We start from the raw sequence: 19,165 nt of genomic DNA, 5'->3' as shown, positions 1-19,165 counted from the left end.
TTTAAGCCCCGCCTGCTTGCCGGGAAATATCTCTATCTCTTGGTTGACGCAATTCCGGACGGAAAACCGTTTCACACTTTTCCTGGAATCGCCCTCTAACTGATGCGATCTGATGGGATCGATGATGGCGCGTTGCATCGCGCCACCATCCATTGGGCGGATGGAGGCTTGCCATCGGCCGCAAAAGAAGATGCTCTGCGCATCCGGGTCGGCGCTGGCAGGAGGAGAGGATCAAGGGCATGGCCCGGATCATCGCCGGACGTGGAGGTCGTTTTTCAACATGGGAGGAAAGCAAATGCTGACGAGGCTACGATTACTCGTGCTTGGCTTGATTGTGGCGCTGGCCGTTCCGGCGGCGGCACAGGCCAAGACGTTCTACTGGATTTCGCATGGCGGCCCGGCCGACCCGGTCTGGACCTACTTCCTGGCCGGCGCCAAGCAATGGGCGAAGGACACCGGCAACACCGTCAACACCTCGTTCCACAATGGCGACGTTGCCTCGCAGCAGGAGGCCGTGCGCGCCGCGATCTCGGCAAAGGCCGACGGCATCGTCACCACCAGCCCCGATCCGGGCAGCCTGATCGAAATCGCCAAGGAAGCCAACACGGCCAAGATCCCGATCATCAACTTCAACACGCCCGATCCCAAGGCAAGCTTCGACGCCTATGTCGGCGGCGACAACGTGACCTTCGGCAAGCACTGGGCGCAATATCTGGTCGACAAGGGCCTGGTGAAGAAGGGCGACTTCGTCTGGATGCCGGTCGAAATCCCCGGCGCCACCTACGGCGTCCAGGAAGAGGAAGGCATCAAGAGCGTCTTCGAACCGCTGGGGATCACCTATGAGATCACCGAAGCGACCCTCGACCAGGCCGAAGCCATCAACCGCATGGTCGACTATCTCACCGCCAACAAGGCCAAGGTCAAGGCAATCATCGGCCTCGGCGATCTGGTCACCGGCTCGATCAAGCGGGTGTTCGACCAGGCCGGCATCAAGCCGGGCGAAATCCCGGTCGTCGGCTGGGGCAACTCGCTCGACACCACCCAGGAAGTGCTGACCGGCTACGTCAATGCCGGCCAGTGGCAGGACCCGCAGGCGACCAGCTACGTCGCGCTGTCGCTGGCCAACATGGCGGCGTCAGGCATTCCTCCGGGCTTCAACGTCATCACCGGCGCGCTCTATGAAAAGGACACCGCGCAGGTCTACGACGACATCCTGTCGGGCAAATAACCCAGACCTTCAACAGTCGCGGCCGCAGCCGCGGTCGCGACTGTCTTTTCGCCGAGCCCTTCGCGTTGCGCGCTGGGCTCAGCCTTCCCCTTCCTGTCGCAGGTTATCAGTGGAAAACCGTTCGCTCATCCAACGCCTGATCGCGAGGCCGGAATTCGGGCCCTTCGTTCTGCTCATCGTCGAAATCGCGGTGTTCTGGAGCATCAACCACGATTTCCTGTCGCCGCAGAACATCTCCAACACGCTGGCCTTCACCGTCGAGCTCGGGCTGATCGCGCTGGCGATGACGCTGTTGATGACGTCGGGTGAATTCGATCTGTCGGTCGGCTCGCTGTTCGGCTTTTCGCCGGTGCTGATGTGGACGCTGTTCAACAGCGGCCTGACCTCGCTGGAGGTCGGCTTCCTCGCCGCGCTGCTGATCGCGGCCTTCATCGGCCTGGTCAATGGCTGGTTCGTCACGCAGCTGAAAATCCCATCCTTCCTGGTGACGCTCGGCATGCTGCTGGTGGTGCGCGGCACCGCGCTGTTCGTCACCGACGGCTTTCCGCAGCGGACGTGGAGCGCCGAGGGCAGCTGGCTGGCCGAAGCGCTGGTCGGTGATTTCTTCATCGGCCCGTTCCGCATCTACATGTCGCTCTTCTGGTTCATCGCGGCGGCCATCGCACTGGGCTACGTGCTGACGCAAAGCCGGACCGGCAACTGGATCCAGGCAGCCGGCGGCAATCCAGGCGCCGCAAGGGCGCGCGGCGTCAACGTCAGCGGCGTCAAGATCGGCCTGTTCGTGCTGTCGTCGGTGATGGCTTCGCTTGCCGGCGTCATCTCGTCGCTGCGCACGTCGGCCGCCAACCCCAACAGCGGCACCGGCTACGAGCTCGAAGTCATCGCCATGGTGGTGATCGGCGGCACGGCGCTGACCGGTGGGCGCGGCACCATCATCGGCACGGTGCTCGGCATCCTCATCCTGCGCGTCATGCGCAACGGCATCGTGCTGATCGGCGTGCCCGGGCTGGCCTACAACATCTTCATCGGCGCCATCATCCTCGGCATGATGGCGCTGCACTCATGGCTGGAACGCCGGCATCAGGCAGGGACCTAGAACCATGGCTGAACCGCTCATCCGCATGTCCAACATCAAAAAGTCCTACGGGCGCGTGCAGGCGCTCGAAGACGCCAATTTTCATGTCAACGAAAGGGAGATCGTCGGCCTGCTCGGCGACAATGGCGCCGGCAAATCGACGCTGATCAAGGTGTTGTCGGGGGCGGTGCCGCTGACCAGCGGCGACATTTTCATCCGCGGCAAGAAGGTCAATCTGCGCAGCACCAGCGACGCCATCGCGCACGGCATCGAGACGATCTACCAGGATTCGGCACTGGTGACGCAGCTGTCGATCGCACGCAACCTGTTCCTCGGCCGCGAGCCGATCAAACCGCCGCGCTTTTTGAACCGCATGGACCAGGAGGCGATGAACAATGTCGCGCGCGACCTGTTGAAACAGGTCGGCATCTCCAAGAACATCCCGCCGACGACGCCGATCGGCTCCCTGTCCGGCGGCGAGCGGCAGGCCGTCGCCATCGCGCGCGCCATGCACTTCGACAGCGACCTGATCATCCTCGACGAGCCGACCAACAATCTCGGCGTCGCCGAGACGCAAGGCGTGCTGAGCTTCGTGCGCAACGCGCGCGATTCCGGGCATTCCTGCATCTTCATCGCCCACAACATCCACCATGTCTTCCAGGTGGTTGACCGCATCGTCGTCATGCGCCGGGGCAAGGTGGTGGCCGACGACATCGACCCGAAGAAGACCAGCGTGGCCGAGGTCGAACGCATCATCACCGGGATGTCGGACAAGGAGATCCGCGACGCCATCATCGAAGGCGGGCCATCGCACGGCTGAACCGTCTTCGCGCCGTCTGGCACGGAAACGCATCCGCTCTAACTCGTTGTAGAGCATGACCTTTTGACAAAACGGTTCCCGTTTGTCCGAGAAAACCGGTTCCCACTTTTCGGGATCATGCTCTATGACTACAGCCATGAAAGCCACCGTTGCCGACATAGCCAGGAGCTGCGGCCTGTCGACCGCGACCGTCGACCGGGTTCTGAACAACCGGGCCGGCGCGAGCGCCGCCAACCGCCAACGGGTGATGGAGGCGGCCAAGCAGCTCGGCTATTTGCCGGTGGTCGATCAGGTGACGCTGCCGTCGCGGCCGGCGCATCTTGAATTCTTCCTGCCGATCGGCGCCAACGGTTTCATGATCGACCTCGCCGGGCACATCGAGGACTATGCGGGGCGCCTGCCGCTGGTCGCCTCGTGCCGGATCCACAATCTCGGCGGCATCTCGCCGGCAGCGCTGCAGGCGGCGGTTGAAAATCTGTCGCTGAAGGCCAATGGCGTCGGCGTCATTGCCGTCGATCATCCGCGAACGCGCAACATATTGCGCGATGTGGTCGAGGCAGGCATCCGCCTTGTCACGCTGGTCTCCGACGTTCCAGCCGCCCCGCGTTCGGCCTATGTCGGCATCGACAACCGGGTTGCCGGACGCACGGCGGCGCTGTTGATGGGGCGCTTCCTCAATGGCCGCCAGGGTCATCTGGCGATGGTCGTCGGCTCGCGTTCCTATCGCGGGCACGAGGAGCGCGAGATGGGCTTTCGGTCGGTGCTGACAGAGGAATTCCCCAATCTCACGGTCTCGAGTGCGGTCGAGATCAATGACGAACCGGAGGGCAGCTACACCGCAACGATGCAGGCGCTGCACAACGAGCCGGAACTGCTCGGCATCTACTGCGTCGGCGCTGGGCGCTCAGGTGTGGCGAGAGCGCTGCTTGAGGCCAAGCCAAAGAAGAAGCCGGTCTTCATCTGCCACGACCTGACCAAGGAAACGCGCGGCTATCTCGTTGACGACCTCGCCGATGTCGTCATCGACCAGAATGCGCGGCTGATCGCGGAGCAATCTGTGATCCGCCTGCTCGGCTCGATCGCGTCCGCCGCGCCCTACCTGACGAAGAAGTTCATCGAGCCACGGCTGATCTTCAAGGAAAACGTGCCGGTGCAGTGAAGTCGCGCCGTGGCGGTTTCTCCGATTTGTACGACAAGTCGGGGTAGATGCCGCAAATCTGCACAGCAGCCATGCAACTTTCATTGTTGCCGAATCATTGGGCAACCCGTACTCATCTGGGTGTCGGCCATCTACTCCTCCCAGATGCGATGCCGACGCTGAGCGCGGTGCACCTCCTCCCGCATCTCGTTCGAAATCGAGCCCGCTGCCACCTCCTCCCGGCAGCGGGCTTTTTTCATTCTCAAATGAAACTTGGCATATCCAAAGCCCCTCACCCGGATTGCCGAGACCGAGTTGCAAAGAGCAATTCGCTGCAATCCGACCTCTCGCCAAAGCGAAAGGAGATCATCAGCGCCGGCGCCAGCCTCTTCTCCCCTCGGGGAGGAGCTAGCCGCGAAGCGGCCGGATGAGGGGGCCTTGCAAACTCGGTGAGCTGGAATTCAGCGCGCCCTGAAAGAGCTGATCAGGCCTTCAGCCATGCGCACGAACTGCGTGCTGGGGCCCTGGCAGCCCATGGTCTGCACGCTGACGCGCGCCCCTTCGAACAGCAGCGACAGCGTATCGGCCAGAAGCTCGGCCTGACCGATGCCCGCATCCCGGCACAGCGCAACGAGGCGATCGCGCTGAGCGCTCTTGAGCTCCTTGATCACGCTCCTGGCGGGATGGTCCGGCTCGGTCAACTCGGCGGCGGCATTGGCCATGTCGCAGCCGCGACCGTCAGCCGCCAGGCAAGCAGCGGCCATGCGAATCCAGGCATGCAACTGGGCGAGCTTGTCGCCGGGATGCTCAGCCTCGAATTGGTCCCACATCGCGGCGCCTTTAGCCGCCGACGCGCGCAGGCATTGGACGATCAGTTCGTCCTTCGACTCAAAATGACGGTAGAGCGTCATCTTGTTGGTGCCGGCGGCTTCCGTGATGGCGTCGACACCGACGCCCTTGATGCCATGCTTGTGAAACATGTCCTGCGCCGTCTCCAGGATTCGGTCCCGGGGGCGCACGCGATCGGTAATGCCGTCTGCCATCGCAGTCTCCTTGTCTCCCTAAAAATTCGGTTCACCTCTTGACTAGGGTGTTACCGGTCTGTAACTATCCGAATGTTACTTACTGGTAACACCTATGTGGCCTTCCGTCAATAACAAGGCCGTGAACTGGTCCTGCCAGATCACAAAGGGTGAAAATTGCAGGTCATGCGGCTCCGGCCGGTGAAGAGATGAAAACCGGTTCGCGATCGTCCGATGCGGGCCGCTGGAATGGAGACGCTCCAATGTCGCAGCGCAAGGATTTGACCATCGATGAAGCCATCCGGGATCCGATGATCCGGCTGGTGATGAAAGCGGACCGCGTCAACCCGCGCGCCTTCGAAGCGATGCTGAGGACCGTGGCCGATGAGCAGGGCCTCAGCGGCGCGGCGCCGTCTTCGTATTTTTTGCAGGACCCGGGCTCAGTGCGCAGCAGGCGGCTGTCCCGGTCTGCCCATTCTTTTAAAGAGGCCGGTCCTTCTAAAGAGGTTTGCGTGTCGTGGTAAATTATTTCATCCATCGTCCGATCTTCGCCTCGGCCATCGCCATCATCATGGTGCTCGCCGGGACGATTTGTTATTTCCTTTTGCCGGTTTCGCAGTTTCCCGACATCACGCCGCCGCAGGTCGTAGTCAGCGCCCATTATCCGGGCGCCAGCGCGCAAGTGGTCGCCGATACGGTGACGACGCCGCTGGAGCAGCAGATCAACGGCGTCGAAGGTATGACCTACATGTCGTCGTCGAGCTCCAATGACGGCTCCTCGACCATCACCATCACCTTCGATGTCGGCTATTCCTTGAGTACCGCGGCCGTCGACGTCCAGAACCGCGTCTCGCAAGCGGCCTCCTCGCTGCCGGCGATCGTCAACCAGGGCGGCGTGACGATCAAGAAGCAGAACCCAAATTTCGTCCTCATCGTCAACCTGACCTCGCCCGACAGTTCGGTCGATCCGGTGGCGCTGAGTAACCTCGCCTATCTGCAGGTCGTCGATCCGCTGAAGCGGCTGCCTGGCGTCGGCGACGTCCAGATATTCGGCGAGCGCCGCTACTCGATGCGCGTCTGGCTCGACCCGGACAAGCTCGCCAATCTTGGCATCACCGCCGTCGACGTCCAGAATGCCATCTCGGAACAGAACGTCCAGGTGGCCGCCGGCAAGATCGGCCAGTCGCCGGCGCCCGCCGGCACCGCCTTCGAGATGCAGGTCAACGCCGTCGGCCGCCTGAGCGACCCCAAGGAGTTCGGCGACATCGTCGTGCGCGCCAACACCGGCACCGGCTCGCTGGTGCGGCTCCGCGACGTCGCCCGCATCGAACTCGGCGCGCTGCAATATTCGTCGTCGGCCTTCTTCGGCAAGGACCCGACGGTGGTGCTCGCCGTCTACCAGATGCCGGGTTCCAACGCGCTCGATCTGCAGCAGCACGTCAAGGACAAGATGCAGGAACTGTCGGCCCGTTTTCCCAAGGGCGTCAGCTACGCCATGCACTACGACACGACGCGCTTCGTGTCGGCATCGATGCACGACGTGCTGATCACGCTTGGCGAAGCGCTGGTGCTGGTCGTGGCCGTGGTGTTCATCTTCCTGCAGAGCTGGCGCACGACGATCATCCCGACCATCGCCATTCCGGTGTCGCTGGTGGCGACGATGGTCGTCATGGAAATGATGGGCTTCTCGCTCAACATGCTCTCCCTGCTCGGCATGGTGCTGGCCATCGGCCTCGTCGTCGACGACGCCATCGTGGTGGTGGAAAATGTCGAGCGTCAATTGGAGGCGGGCCTCAAACCGCTGGCGGCGACCAAGGCCGCGATGGCCGAGGTCACCGGACCGATCATCGCCACCACCGCGGTGCTGATGGCCGTCTTCGTGCCCGTCGCCTTCATTCCTGGCGTCTCCGGCAAGCTCTACAATCAGTTCGCGCTGACGGTGGCGATTTCGGTCGGCATATCCGCCTTCAACTCGCTGACGCTCAGCCCGGCGCTGAGTGCCGCCTTCCTGCGCCATCGCGGCGAGACGCAGTTCGCCCCATTCCGCTGGTTCAACACGGGCTTCGACAGGCTGTCGCATGCCTATGCGCACGGCGTGCGTATCCTCATCCGGCTGCGCTGGATCATGCTCGGTCTGTTCGCGGCCGGCCTGGTGGCCACCTACTTCGTCTGGCAGAAGCTGCCCTCGACCTTCCTTCCGGTCGAGGACCAGGGTTACTTCTTCGTCGTCATCCAGCTGCCTGACGGCGCCTCGCTGGAACGCACCGATGCGGTGGCGCAGAAGGCGCGCGACATCCTCCAAGCTACGCCCGGAGTCGAGATTGTCGGTTCGATCAGCGGCCTGAACTTCCTGACCAGTGCGGCGCAGTCGAACTCGGCTGTCGAGTTCGCCATCCTGAAGCCGTGGGAAGAGCGCGGCCCCGACCAGAGCGCGTCGAAGCTCGTCGCCGACGTGCGCGGCAAGCTGATGCAGATTCCGGAAGCCTTCGCGCTGTCCTTCGATCCGCCTTCGATCCCGGGTATCGGCACCACGGGCGGCTTCGAATTCGTCGTCGAGGATCTCACCGGGCGCGGCAGTTCAGCCCTCAACGACGCGACGCAAGCCGTGATCGCCGAGGCGCGCAAGCAGCCGGAAATCAACCCGCAGCAGCTGTTCTCGCCGTTCTCGACCTCGACGCCGCAGTTCAACTACGACCTCGACCGCAGCAAGGCCAAACTGCTCGGCCTCAACCTGCCCGACGTCTTCAACACGCTGCAGATCTATCTCGGCTCGCTCTACGTCAACGACTTCAACCTGTTCGGCCGCACCTTCCGGGTGACCATCCAGGCCGACAAGGATGCACGTGCCGACGCAGGCGACCTTTCGCGGCTCTATGTGCGCAACGCCTCCGGCGGCATGGTGCCGCTGAGCACACTGGGCAAACTGGTGCCGTTCGTCGGCCCGGAAACCGTGCCGCACTACAACAACAACGCCTCGGCCACGATCAATGGCGGCGCAGCCCCCGGCTTCTCGTCGGGCCAGGCGGTTGCCGCGATGGAACGGGCCGCTGCCACCGCTTTGCCCAGGGATTTCGGCTTCGAATGGACCGGCATCACCTTCCAGGAGCTCAAGGCAGGATCGATCGCGTCGGTCGTCTTCGGCCTCGCCATCGTCTTCGTCTTCCTGATCCTGGCGATGCAGTATGAGAGCTGGGCGATGCCGTTCATGGTGCTGCTGGCGGTGCCACTGGCCCTGTTCGGCGCCTTCGCAGCCCTGTTCTTGCGCGGCATGCAGATCGACGTCTACTCACAGATCGGCTTCGTCATGCTGATCGGCCTCGCCGCCAAGAACGCGATCCTGATCGTCGAGTTTGCAAGGCGGCGGCGCGAGGAGGGACTGAGCATTGTCGACGCGGCAATGGAAGCTGCGCGGCTGAGGCTGCGGCCGATCCTGATGACGGCCTTCGCCTTCATCCTCGGCGTGCTGCCGCTGATGTTTGCGACGGGTGCGGGTGCGGCAAGCCGGCAGTCGATCGGCACCACCGTGTTTGGCGGCATGGTCGCGGCGACCATCCTGTCGCTGGTGTTCGTGCCAGTCTTCTACGCGGTCATCGAACAGCTGCGCGAAGGCCGCGTGCGCAGCGAACCGAACGCTGCTCATGACCAGGACAATAATGAACCGACTGCCGAACCAGCGCCGATGCGCCTGGCCGAAGCAGCCGAATAGAATTGGAGACCAAAATGCGTAAATGGAAAATAGCTTTGGGAACGGCCGTCGCCCTGGGAGCGATCTCGGTGGCAAGCGTCCACTTCCTCGACATGGGCAATCTCAGCCTCAATGCCGGCACGGCGGCAGCGACGGCAGCACCTGCGGCATTCGTCATGCCGGTGCCGGTGACGAGCGTGGTCAAGAAGACGATCCCGATCTACCTTGACTACGCCGCCCGCATCGAGGCGATCCGCAGCGTCACCTTGCAGGCCCGCGTGCCCGGCTATCTGCAGGAGCAGACGGCTAAGGACGGCGCGGATGTGCGCCAGGGTGATCTGCTCTACAAGATCTCGCCTGACGACTTCAAGGCGGCTCTCGACCAGGCCAAGGCCGAAGTGCAGCGCGACCAGGCGAGCCTCGACTATGCGCGCTCCAATCTCGGCCGCGGCTCCGAACTCGCCAAGAGCGGCTATCTGGCCAAGGATGGGTTCGACCAGCGTACGAGCACCTTGCGCCAGGCCGAAGCGTCGCTTGCCGTCAACCAGGCGGCGGTGCGCACGGCCGAGCTCAATTTGAGCTACGCCGAAATCCACGCTCCGTTTGCCGGCCGCGTCGGCCGCAACCAGGCTTCGGTCGGCACGCTGGTCAGCGTCGCCGGCACGGTGCTGAACACGCTGGTGCAGCTCGACCCGATCTACGTCACCTTCAATCCGAGCGAGACGGACCTGGCCGAAATCGAACAGGCCCGCGCCGCCGGCCCGATCGAGGTCGAGGTGCTGCTGCCCGGCGAGACCGAAGCCAGCCAGAAGGGCGAACTCACCTTCATCGACAACACGGTCGACCACTCGACCGGCACGATTACGGCGCGCGCCACCATCGGCAATGCGAAGTTCTCGCTGCTGCCGGGCCAGTATGTCCGCGTGCGGCTGCACATCAAGCAGCTGCCCGACGCGCTGATGGTGCCGCAGGTGGCGCTGGGTTCGAGCCAGCTCGGCAAATATGTCTATGTCGTCGGCAAGGGCAACACGGTCGACCAGCGCATCGTCTCGCTTGGCGCGACCAGCGGCGACCTTGTGGCGGTCCTCAGCGGCGTTGCCGAAGGCGACCAGGTGATAACGGGCAATCTGCAGAAGATCGGACCAGGAATGCCGATCTCGCCGTTGCCCCAGGAGAAACCGGCCAGCTGATAACCCCCATCAGCCCCGGTCCTGCGGCGCCTTCGGCTTCCACGCCGAGGGCGCCGTTTTTTATGGAGCGCCGCACGCCGTTTTTGGAGTAACCGCAAGGCACAAGAATCCGGAACAGACATATTGTAGGATTGTCGACAATCTGCTTGTCTGTTTCCGGCTCTCACTGGAGTGACGGAATGGCCAAGCTGGACTTCAATCCGATCGCGGATACGACACGCCGAGCCGAGATCGTTGCGCTGTTGCGGCGGGCGATCCTGACCGGCCAGCTGGAACCCGGCCAAAAGCTGAGCGAGCTGAGGATCGCTGAGCAGATGCGGGTCAGCCGCGCGCCTTTGCGCGAAGCTATGCGCGAGCTGGTGCAGGAAGGCATCCTGACCAGCATTCCCTATGCCGGCACCTTCGTCATCGATGTCACCGCCAAGGACATTGACGACGCCTACTCGCTGAACAAGGTGCTCGATGAATTCGCCATCGAGCGGACATGGAAGCTGCGCGACCAGCGCTTCTTCGATGAACTCGACCGCCGCCACGAAGCGGTGAAGCAGGCAACGCGCGCGCGCGACACCACCCGCCAGATCGAGACCGCACTGCAATTGCACGGGCTGATCTATGAATGGGCCGACAATTCGGTGTTGCTGGAAACCTGGCAGCGGCTGACCAGCCGGCTGCAGATGTACTTTGCCCTGCACCAGCGGGCCCGCAACGAGCCGGTGCCGGCCGAAGATCTCCACGAAACCTATGTGCGGCTCTTGAAGGGCGCCGACATGCGCGCTGCCCAGCGCCATGCGCGCGAGCATATCGACCTCGATTTCGAAGAGCTGCTTGCCTATGCGCGTGGCCTCGATCAGCGGAACATCGAAGGGCTGACCCTCCTCAACGCCTAGAGACAACGGACAGACAAGTGCAGATCAAAACCATCAAGGCCTATCGCGTCGTGCAGCCCTTCGTGGACGGGCCCTACCGCATGTCAAAGGGGCGGGTTGCAGACTGCTTCGATGCGGTGATCGTCGCCATCACCTCCGACAGCGGCGTGACCGGCTGGGGCGAGATGGCGCCGCTCGGCAATTTCTATTCGGCCGCCTTTCCGGCGGGAACGCGCGCGGGCGTGGTCGAGATCGCGCCGCACCTGATCGGCCAGGACCCGCGTGGCCTCGCCGGCATCGGCCGATTGATGGATACGGTGTTCAAGGGCCATCCCTACATCAAGTCGGCGCTCGACATGGCCTGCTGGGATCTGGCGGCCCGGGCCGCCGACGTGCCGCTGGTGACCATGCTTGGCGGCCGCGAGAGCGACATGGCGGAGACCTACCGCGTTGTCACCCACGGCACGCTCGACCAGATGGCGGCACTGGCCAAAAGGATCATCGCGGAAGGCTGCCGGCGGCTGCAGGTCAAGGTGGGCGGCAATGTGCATGACGACATCGACCGGGTGAGCGCAGTCGCTTCGGCCGTGCCGAAAGGCACGGTGATTTTCTGCGACGCCAATGCCGGCTGGACACCCTACCAGGCGCGGCAGTTCGCCGATGCCACGCGCGGCATCGACTACACGTTCGAGCAGCCCTGCACGACGATCGAGGAGAACATGTCGGTGCGCCGCATGCTCGACAAGCCGATGGTGCTGGACGAGAGCGTCATCTCGCTCGAGGCGATGCTGGAAATCCATCGCCTCGGCGCCGCCGATGGGCTGACGCTGAAGATTTCGCGGCTGGGCGGCGTAACCAGGACAAGGCAAATCCGCGACGTCGCCGTCGATCTCGGTTTCATGATCACCGTCGAGGATACGGGCGGCGCCGAGATCGACACGGCGGCGATGGCGCATCTGTCGCTGTCGACGCCGGAAGAACGCCGGCTGCACGCCATCGCCTTCCATGAGTGGGTGACGGTGCGCACGGCCTCCAACGCCCCACCGGTCACCGGCAGCCACATGGGCATTCCCGACGGGCCCGGCCTCGGCATCGATGTCGTGCCCGACCTGCTCGGCAAGCCTTTCCTAGAGATCGGCTGAGATCAAGCGCAGCATGAAGCTGTCACCCCACGAATCCTCCGTGGGAGATTTGGTCCTGCAGCCATTCTCCGATTTGTGGGTTGAAATATTTTTCAGATGGAAATAGGAATGTTCAAAATGATGATTTGACGCTGCGGCGCGTCGTGACTGGAGGAAGCGATATGGCCCATCCGCAATTTGCAGCGGAACTTCTGCAGCGCGCTGAAGCCCAAGGGCCCATCACCATCGGACTCGCCGGCGCCGGGCAGATGGGCACCGACATCGTCGTCCAGGTGGCGCTGATGCCGGGCATGCGGATCGGTGCCATTTCCGAGGTGCGGCCGCAAGCGGCGATCGATGCCGCACTGCTCGCCGGCCATGACCGCTCCGACATCGTCCAGGCTGCGAACGCCTCTGCCATCGACCGCGCCATCGAGGCCGGCAAGATCGCTGTCACCGAAGATCTGCATGCGCTGGCCGCGGCCGGCCGCATTGATGTCATCATCGACGCGACAGGCAATCCCAACATCGGCACGCTGTTTGCGCTCGAAGTGATGAAGAACGGCAAGCACATCGTTATGCTCAATGTCGAGGCGGACATTACGATCGGCCGCTTCCTCAAGGAGGAAGCGCGCAAGGCCGGCGTGGTCTACACCGGTGCGGCCGGCGACGAACCCGCCTGCACGCTGGAGATCATCGGCTTCGCCAAGAGCCTCGGCTTCAACATCATCGCCGCCGGCAAGGGCAAAAACAACCCGCTCAAGATCGACGCCATGCCCGCCGACTACGAGAAGGAAGCGGCCGAGCGCAACATGAATGCGCGCATGCTGGTCGAGTTCGTCGACGGTTCCAAGACGGCGATCGAGATGGTGGCTATCGCCAACGCCACCGGGCTGGTGCCCGACGTGCCGGGCATGCACGGCCCGACGGCGACGCTGGAGGAACTGGCCAGCGTGCTTTGCCCGCGCGAGGATGGCGGCGTGCTGCACCGCAAGGGCGTGGTGGACTATTCTATCGGCAAGGGCGTGGCGCCCGGCGTGTTCTGCATCATCGAAACGAGGCATCCGCGCGTGCTGGAGCGCATGGTCGACCTCAAGGTCGGCAAGGGCCCCTATTTCACGATCTACCGTCCCTATCACCTGACAAGCCTTGAAGTGCCACTGTCGGCGGCGCGCGCCGTTGTCTACAAACGCGCCGACATGGAGCCCCTCGACCATCCGGTCGCCGAAGCGGTGGCGGTGGCCAAGAGCGATCTCGGCGCGGGCCAATCGCTCGGCATGATCGGCGAGAACGACTATCGCGGCTTCGCCATGACCTGGGAGGACGCCCGCGCCAAGGGCGCGCTGCCGCTCGGGATTGCCGAACGCGCCAAGGTGGTCAAGCCGGTCAAGACCGGCGACTTCCTCACCTATGAAAATTGTGTACCCGACGATTCGATGGTGATAACGCAGATCCGCCGCCGTCTCGACCAGTCGGACGGACAGTTTGTGACCAACGCCGCCTGAACCTTCGGGATCTCCCTGTGATGGACGATGTCGTTATCGGGATCGATGCCTCGACGACGGCGGTGAAGGCAATCGCCTTCACCCGCGACGGCGCGGACCTGTTCCAGGCGCGCGAGGCCTATCCACTGGCCAATCCTAAGCCCGGCCATTTCGAGCAGGATGCCGAACATTGGTGGGCAGCCCTTATCAGTGCGCTGAAGCAGGTTGCCGACAAGGTCGGCGCCGCGCGCGTGGCGGCAATTGCCATAGCCCATCAGCGCGAGACCTTCACCCTGATCGATCAGGCCGGCACGCCGCTCATCCCGGCGATCCTGTGGCTTGACGAGCGCGCCCGGCCTCAAGTCGCCAGGCTGTCGGCCGAGCTTGGCCGCGAGACGATCCGCGACTGGAGCGGCAAGCCGCCGGATCCGACGCCGGCGCTCTATGCCATCGCCTGGCTGGCCGAACACCAGCCGCAGGTGCTGGCCAACGCCGCCGCCCTGGTCGATGTTCATGGCTTCTTCGTTCACCGGCTGACCGCACGGCTGGTTACCAGCACGGCAAGTGCCGACCCGCTCGGCTTGCTCGATGTCGCGACAGGCGAATGGCACCCTGAGCTTGTCGCGGCTGCAGGGCTGCAGCCAGGGCAGTTGCCGGCGCTGATCGGCCCAGGCGAAATCTGCGGCGGCCTTGCCGAAAGCATTGCCCAGCTGACTGGCCTCAAAGCGGGCACGCCAATTGTCGCCGGCGCCGGCGATGGCCAGGCTATGGGTCTCGGCATGGGCGTCTATGGTGCCGGCAGGAGCTATCTCTCGCTCGGCTCCGGCGTCGTCAGCGGCTGCTATTCCGGCACGGTCACCACATCGGACGCGTTTCGCACGCTGGTCTCGCCGACCGGCTCCGGCTTCATGCTGGAAACCGTGCTGCGCTCGGGCATGCAACTGGTCGACTGGATCGTGCGCACCACCGGCGCGTCTTCCGCGGCAGAACTGGAGAAGGGTGCGGTCGATGTTGCGGCCGGCGGCGACGGTCTTTTGGTCATGCCCTATTGGGCCGGCGTCATGAGCCCCTATTGGGATGGCGCGGCGCGCGGCGCCGTTGTTGGCCTGTCGCTCGACCATGAGCCCAGGCATCTCTTCCGCGCCACGCTGGAAGGCATCGCTTTGGAGCAGGCCATCGCCAGCGAGGCGATGGAGGCCGAAAGCGGCGGCAAGCCGGGAGAGATGATTGCCGCCGGCGGCGGCACCAATTCGGCGCTGCTGATGAAGATCATGGCCAGCGTGCTGGAGCGGCCGCTGTTCGTGTCGCCGGTCAACGAGGCGGCGGCCCTTGGCGCGGCCATGCTGGCGGCTTCGGCGATCGGCTGGTTCGCCTCGGCGGAAGACGCCGCCAAGGCAATGGCGGCGGCGCCGGCCAGGCGTGTCGATCCGGATATGACGCTGGTGCCGGCTTACCGGGCGCGCAAGGCGATCTACCGCGACCTCTATCACGCGACACGCGACATCCACGCGCGGCTCGGTGCGATCTGAGTTCAAGCGCAGCTTGCCTGCGTGAGGCTCCCATGCCCAACCTGCCCAGCTTGCCGATTTTGCGTCCTGCCCGGCCAATGCTAGACTCATCGGGCTCATGAAAGCAGTATTTCACCTTGCCGCCCTGCCCTGGATTGTCGCGCTTGCGGCAGCTCCGATGACGGCGCGTGCGCAGGACGAGCCGCCCTTCGAGGTCACGCTCGACATGGACAATGACGGCAGGATGGATCGGGCCGCGATCGCGGCGGATTCCGACAGCGGGCTGGCGGATCTCTCGATCTATCTGGCTGCCGGCGAAGGAAAGCTCGATCCTTCGCGCAAGCCTGACTTTGTCAAAAAGGCGCTGACGCAGGACCGTATTCTCGGGCTCGAAAGCAAGGGCAAGGGATCGCTTGTCGTCACCTCGTGCTTCGGCTGCGGCGCCAACAAATCATGGGATACAACGCTGACCATCGTCTGGCGCGGCGGTAAATTCCTTGTCGCCGGCTACAGTCGCGACTGGGACTGGAATGTGCAGAAAGCCGACGGCTCGGTCGAGACGACGCTGGGCGGCTGCGACATCAATTTTCTCACCGGCAAAGGCACCGCTTCAAAGGACCTGGACGACGGCAAACCGGTCGCGGGAAAATTCGTGCCGATCGCACTGGCCGACTGGTCGGACGACAGTCGTCCGGAGCCCTGCGAATTCTGACCGACGCCGACAGCGCTCAACGGTTGAGCAGGCCCTTGGCCGCATCCTCATCGGTAATGAGCACCGAAATCCTGGTGTTGGCGAGCGCGGCGCGCATGACGGCGACCTTCTCCTGACCGCCTGACACCAGGATGATGCTCGGAATATCGGACAGATCCTGCAGCGGATAGGCGCAGACGCGGCGGTTGACCTCATGGTCGACAGAGTGGCCCTCGGCGTCGATGAAATGGCACAAGAGGTCGCCGATCGCGCCGGCCGCCTGCAATTCCTCTAGTTCGCTCGGTTTGATGAAGCCGTAATTGGCGATCGGGCTGTCCTTGGAAAACGAGCCGACGCTGAGCACGGCGATGTTGGCGCGGCGCGCGCGGAAGACGACATCCTGAACGCTGCGCTGGCTCATGAAGGCATCGCGCTGTTCCGGCTTGTCGGCATAGACCGGCACCGGCAGCAGGAAACATTCAGCGCCGATCTTTTCGGCGAACTCCCAGGCGCTTTCGGTCGGGTTGAGCGGCTGCGCGTGGGTGAGGCCGCCGAGCATCGAGACGACCGTCGTCCTGGCAATCGGCCGCCTCGGCAATTCGTTGATGGCGAATTTCAGCGTCCGGCCCCAGCCCAGCGCAATGACGTCGCCGGCATTGACGTTGTCGGCGAGATAGGCGGCAGCCGCGTGGCCGATCATCAGCGGCGCGTTGCTGCGGTCGGCGGCCGACGGCACCACGACCGCCTGGCTTAGCCCAAAGCGCTGCTTCAGGCTCTCCTCGAGTTGCACACATTCGACGACACTGTCGCGAATGCGGAACTGCACGATGCCTTCCTCGCGGGCAGCCGACAGGATCCGGTGCACCTTGATGCGGCCGACGCCAAGAATCTCGGAGATGCGCTCCTGCGTCAGGCCCTCGACATAGTAATGCCAGGCAGCGCGGGCCTTCAGCTCGGCATCGGGGAAGCGCGAGGCCTTCTCATTTTCGACGGTCGCCATGCTCGTGCTCTCCCGCGGCAGATTTCGGAAATCTTTTCCGCAAAGCGCCGCCCCCTGGCCTTCCCTAGGACAAACCGCCCGGTGGCGCAAACCACCGCCGAATGGCGCAACGGCTCTTGACAATTTTCTAATGAACAGTTTAGCTGAACAAAATTGCATATCAAAGATAAATTGTTCACAAGGTGCCTGGTGAACAAGAGCGGACGGCAGGCCATCGCCGTTTCGCTGACGGAGGAGACGAAGTGGCCGTGAGTAATGATGCAAGCGAGTCGAAGGCTGGCGAGTTGAAAGCCGCGCCCGGCACTCAAGGTGCGACGGCCGCGAAGCTTTCGGCACTGTTTGCCGGAACCATGGGACCGCTGATCGGACTGCTGCTGCTCTGCCTGGCGCTGACACTGACCACCGACACGTTCCTCACCGTGCGCAACATCCTCAACGTGCTCGACCAGATCACCGTGCTCGGCATCATGGCAATCGGCATGACGCTGGTGATCCTGATCGGCGGCATCGATCTCTCGGTCGGCTCGGTGCTGGCGCTGGCCGCCATGGTGATGGGCTTTGTCTCCCATCCCGACTATCTCAATCTCGGCCTTGCGGCCGGCGTCGTTGCAGCACTGGTCGTCGCCGGCCTTTGCGGACTGGTGTCCGGCCTGCTGGTGACCGTCACCCGGCTGCCGCCGTTCATCGCGACGCTGGCGATGATGTCGGTGGCGCGCGGCCTTGCCAACATGATCACCGACGGCTCGCAGATCGTCGGCTTTCCCGACTGGTTCACCAGCCTGTCGATCATCCGCCATTTCGGCTTCCTGTCGGTCACAGTCGGGGTGATGATGGTGCTGGCGATCGTCTTCGCCATCTTCCTCAACTACCGCGCCACCGGCCGCAGCCTTTACGCCATCGGCGGCAGCGCCGAGGTGGCGCGGCTCTCCGGCATTCCGGTGAAGTCGCTGACCAACTGGGTCTATGCCATCTGCGGCGTGCTTGCGGGTCTTGCAGGCATTGTGCTTGCCGCGCGGCTGGATTCGGTGCAGCCGAGTTCCGGCCTCGGCTATGAGCTCGACACCATCGCGGCGGTGGTGATCGGCGGCGCCAGCCTCTCGGGCGGCGTCGGTTCGATCGGCGGCACAGCGGTCGGCGTGCTCATCATCGGCGTGCTGCGCAACGGCCTCAATCTGCTCGGCGTCTCGCCCTTCATCCAGCAGGTGGTGATCGGCGTGGTGATCGCGCTGGCCGTCGCCAGCGACACCTGGCGGCGCAGGGCGCGATAGAGAGCGGGGCACAATTGAGAATTCGCCCGGAACGTCCGGGCGATAGACGGATCGGTCGATCCGAAACTGGGATGTTCCAAGGGGCGCGATGCGCTGGCGGGACAGTTTGACTATCAACGGAGGAAACACATGCTCACCAAACGTTCACTGCTGCTCGCCGCTGCCGCAATCATTCCCCTGCTCGGCCTGACCGACATGGCCTCGGCCAAGGAGGCCAAGAAACTCGGCCTCGCGGTGGCCAATTTGCAGGCCGACTTCTTCAACCAGATCAAGCAGTCGGTCGAAGCCTACGGCAAGGAGAAGGGCATCGAGATCGTCACCGTCGACGCCAAGGGCGATTCGGCAACGCAGGTCAGCCAGGTACAGGATTTGATCACGCAGAACATCGACGCGCTGATCTACATTCCGGCCGGCGCCACAGCCGCCACCGTGCCGACCAAGACCGCCAAGGCCGCCGGCATTCCGGTGGTCAATGTCGACCGCAACGCCGACGGCGCGCCCGGCGACACCTTCATCGCCACCAACAGCGTCGCCTCGGCGCAGGCGGTGTGCGACTACATCGCCAAGCAGGCCGGCGGCAAAGGCGAACTGATCATCATCCACGGCCAGAAGGGCACCACGCCGGAAGTGGATCGCTCGAAGGGCTGCGGCGAAGCGCTCAAGGCCTATCCCGATATCAAGGTGGTCGGCGAATTGTGGAGCGAAGGCTGGCACCAGGACGAAGGCTTCAAGCTGACGCAGGACCTGCTGCAGTCGCATCCCGATGTCTCCATCGTCATCGGCCAGGCCGATGCGCTGGCGCTGGGTGCGGCGCAGGCGGTCAAGGTCGCCAATCCCGGCCACAAGGTCTGGGTTGCCGGCTTCGATGGCGACGTGGCCGCGCTCAAGGCGCTGAAGGACGGCGTGTTCGACGTCACCGCGACGCAGCAGACGCAAGGCATGGGCCGTCTCGCCGTCGATGCGGCGATCAAGCTGGTGGCCGGCGAAAGCGTTCCGGCCGAGCAGCTGCAGGATGCGACGCTGACCACCAAGGACAATGTCGAGCAGTTCATCGCCAAGCATCCGTAAC

At 63.7% G+C, this 19,165-nt stretch carries 16 protein-coding genes; 14 read left to right on the top strand and 2 right to left on the bottom strand.

Features of this window, described 5'->3' with window-relative positions; translation table 11 throughout:
• Positions 1-295 precede the first annotated feature (295 nt).
• From NKJ80_RS23715 to NKJ80_RS23700, 4 genes are all read left to right on the top strand, one after another.
• Positions 296-1,228: a substrate-binding domain-containing protein gene (locus NKJ80_RS23715; protein ID WP_023687083.1), complete on the top strand. Its 933-nt coding sequence runs from the start codon at positions 296-298 to the stop codon at positions 1,226-1,228.
• Positions 1,229-1,337: 109 nt separating this feature from the next.
• Positions 1,338-2,324 carry an ABC transporter permease gene (locus NKJ80_RS23710; protein WP_023668514.1) on the top strand — a complete coding sequence of 329 codons (987 nt, stop codon included), beginning with the start codon at positions 1,338-1,340 and terminating at the stop codon, positions 2,322-2,324.
• A gap of 4 nt (positions 2,325-2,328) precedes the next feature.
• The gene (locus NKJ80_RS23705; RefSeq protein WP_023668515.1) at positions 2,329-3,123 is read left to right on the top strand and encodes an ATP-binding cassette domain-containing protein; all 795 of its coding nucleotides are present in this window, start codon (positions 2,329-2,331) and stop codon (positions 3,121-3,123) included.
• Between the two features lie 136 nt (positions 3,124-3,259).
• Positions 3,260-4,282, top strand: a complete 1,023-nt coding sequence (locus NKJ80_RS23700; RefSeq protein WP_023668516.1) for a LacI family DNA-binding transcriptional regulator — start codon at positions 3,260-3,262, stop codon at positions 4,280-4,282.
• A 440-nt stretch (positions 4,283-4,722) separates the two neighbouring features.
• Here the strand turns inward: NKJ80_RS23700 and NKJ80_RS23695 are convergent, their stop codons facing one another.
• The gene (locus tag NKJ80_RS23695) at positions 4,723-5,304 is read right to left on the bottom strand and encodes a TetR/AcrR family transcriptional regulator (protein WP_023668517.1); all 582 of its coding nucleotides are present in this window, start codon (positions 5,302-5,304) and stop codon (positions 4,723-4,725) included.
• 242 nt (positions 5,305-5,546) lie between these two features.
• Here NKJ80_RS23695 and NKJ80_RS23690 point away from each other — a divergent pair, with 242 nt between their 5' ends.
• The 8 genes from NKJ80_RS23690 to NKJ80_RS23655 all read left to right on the top strand — a co-directional run bounded on the left by NKJ80_RS23690 (position 5,547) and on the right by NKJ80_RS23655 (position 15,849).
• Positions 5,547-5,807 (top strand): hypothetical protein, encoded by a 261-nt coding sequence (locus NKJ80_RS23690; protein WP_352498404.1) that lies wholly within the window; start codon positions 5,547-5,549, stop codon positions 5,805-5,807.
• On the top strand, positions 5,801-8,989 hold the full coding sequence (locus NKJ80_RS23685) for an efflux RND transporter permease subunit (protein WP_023740663.1): 3,189 nt from the start codon (positions 5,801-5,803) through the stop codon (positions 8,987-8,989). The genes NKJ80_RS23690 and NKJ80_RS23685 overlap by 7 nt, the downstream gene beginning before the upstream one ends.
• A 14-nt stretch (positions 8,990-9,003) precedes the next feature.
• On the top strand, positions 9,004-10,158 hold the full coding sequence (locus NKJ80_RS23680; protein ID WP_023740662.1) for an efflux RND transporter periplasmic adaptor subunit: 1,155 nt from the start codon (positions 9,004-9,006) through the stop codon (positions 10,156-10,158).
• A gap of 179 nt (positions 10,159-10,337) precedes the next feature.
• Complete coding sequence (locus NKJ80_RS23675; RefSeq protein ID WP_023687078.1) at positions 10,338-11,045, top strand: GntR family transcriptional regulator; 708 nt, start codon at positions 10,338-10,340, stop codon at positions 11,043-11,045.
• A 17-nt stretch (positions 11,046-11,062) separates the two neighbouring features.
• Complete coding sequence (locus NKJ80_RS23670) at positions 11,063-12,166, top strand: mandelate racemase/muconate lactonizing enzyme family protein (protein ID WP_023726373.1); 1,104 nt, start codon at positions 11,063-11,065, stop codon at positions 12,164-12,166.
• Positions 12,167-12,327: 161 nt separating this feature from the next.
• A complete protein-coding gene (locus NKJ80_RS23665) occupies positions 12,328-13,650 on the top strand; it encodes an NAD(P)H-dependent oxidoreductase (protein ID WP_023668524.1) in 1,323 nt (440 codons plus the stop codon).
• A gap of 20 nt (positions 13,651-13,670) precedes the next feature.
• Entirely contained in the window at positions 13,671-15,158 is a 1,488-nt protein-coding gene (locus NKJ80_RS23660; RefSeq protein ID WP_352498403.1) for a xylulokinase, read from the top strand.
• A 97-nt stretch (positions 15,159-15,255) separates the two neighbouring features.
• Positions 15,256-15,849 (top strand): hypothetical protein, encoded by a 594-nt coding sequence (locus NKJ80_RS23655; RefSeq protein WP_352498402.1) that lies wholly within the window; start codon positions 15,256-15,258, stop codon positions 15,847-15,849.
• Between the two features lie 16 nt (positions 15,850-15,865).
• Here the strand turns inward: NKJ80_RS23655 and NKJ80_RS23650 are convergent, their stop codons facing one another.
• Positions 15,866-16,828, bottom strand: coding sequence for a sugar-binding transcriptional regulator (locus NKJ80_RS23650; protein ID WP_352498401.1), 963 nt, complete (start codon positions 16,826-16,828; stop codon positions 15,866-15,868).
• Between the two features lie 284 nt (positions 16,829-17,112).
• Here NKJ80_RS23650 and NKJ80_RS23645 point away from each other — a divergent pair, with 284 nt between their 5' ends.
• Both NKJ80_RS23645 and NKJ80_RS23640 read left to right on the top strand, forming a co-directional pair.
• The gene (locus NKJ80_RS23645; protein ID WP_050588086.1) at positions 17,113-18,096 is read left to right on the top strand and encodes an ABC transporter permease; all 984 of its coding nucleotides are present in this window, start codon (positions 17,113-17,115) and stop codon (positions 18,094-18,096) included.
• A 129-nt stretch (positions 18,097-18,225) separates the two neighbouring features.
• Positions 18,226-19,164 carry a sugar ABC transporter substrate-binding protein gene (locus tag NKJ80_RS23640; RefSeq protein ID WP_023684414.1) on the top strand — a complete coding sequence of 313 codons (939 nt, stop codon included), beginning with the start codon at positions 18,226-18,228 and terminating at the stop codon, positions 19,162-19,164.
• The last annotated feature ends 1 nt before the right edge of the window (position 19,165 follow it).

Source organism: Mesorhizobium sp. M0030 (assembly GCF_040323695.1).
Classification (GTDB): Bacteria; Pseudomonadota; Alphaproteobacteria; order Rhizobiales; family Rhizobiaceae; genus Mesorhizobium.
The sequence above is the reverse complement of the archived record's forward strand: the minus strand, read 5'-3'. Positions and strand labels throughout refer to the sequence as shown.

Bases quoted from the DNA above. Each gene is read 5' to 3' on its own strand.
- NKJ80_RS23650 (WP_352498401.1), bottom strand. From the start codon at position 16,828: ATGGCGACCGTCGAAAATGAGAAGGCCTCGCGCTTCCCCGATGCCGAG.
- NKJ80_RS23640 (WP_023684414.1), top strand. From the start codon at position 18,226: ATGCTCACCAAACGTTCACTGCTGCTCGCCGCTGCCGCAATCATTCCC.
- NKJ80_RS23700 (WP_023668516.1), top strand. From the start codon at position 3,260: ATGAAAGCCACCGTTGCCGACATAGCCAGGAGCTGCGGCCTGTCGACC.
- NKJ80_RS23655 (WP_352498402.1), top strand. From the start codon at position 15,256: ATGAAAGCAGTATTTCACCTTGCCGCCCTGCCCTGGATTGTCGCGCTT.
- NKJ80_RS23680 (WP_023740662.1), top strand. From the start codon at position 9,004: ATGCGTAAATGGAAAATAGCTTTGGGAACGGCCGTCGCCCTGGGAGCG.
- NKJ80_RS23705 (WP_023668515.1), top strand. From the start codon at position 2,329: ATGGCTGAACCGCTCATCCGCATGTCCAACATCAAAAAGTCCTACGGG.
- NKJ80_RS23675 (WP_023687078.1), top strand. From the start codon at position 10,338: ATGGCCAAGCTGGACTTCAATCCGATCGCGGATACGACACGCCGAGCC.
- NKJ80_RS23665 (WP_023668524.1), top strand. From the start codon at position 12,328: ATGGCCCATCCGCAATTTGCAGCGGAACTTCTGCAGCGCGCTGAAGCC.
- NKJ80_RS23660 (WP_352498403.1), top strand. From the start codon at position 13,671: ATGGACGATGTCGTTATCGGGATCGATGCCTCGACGACGGCGGTGAAG.
- NKJ80_RS23695 (WP_023668517.1), bottom strand. From the start codon at position 5,304: ATGGCAGACGGCATTACCGATCGCGTGCGCCCCCGGGACCGAATCCTG.
- NKJ80_RS23690 (WP_352498404.1), top strand. From the start codon at position 5,547: ATGTCGCAGCGCAAGGATTTGACCATCGATGAAGCCATCCGGGATCCG.
- NKJ80_RS23715 (WP_023687083.1), top strand. From the start codon at position 296: ATGCTGACGAGGCTACGATTACTCGTGCTTGGCTTGATTGTGGCGCTG.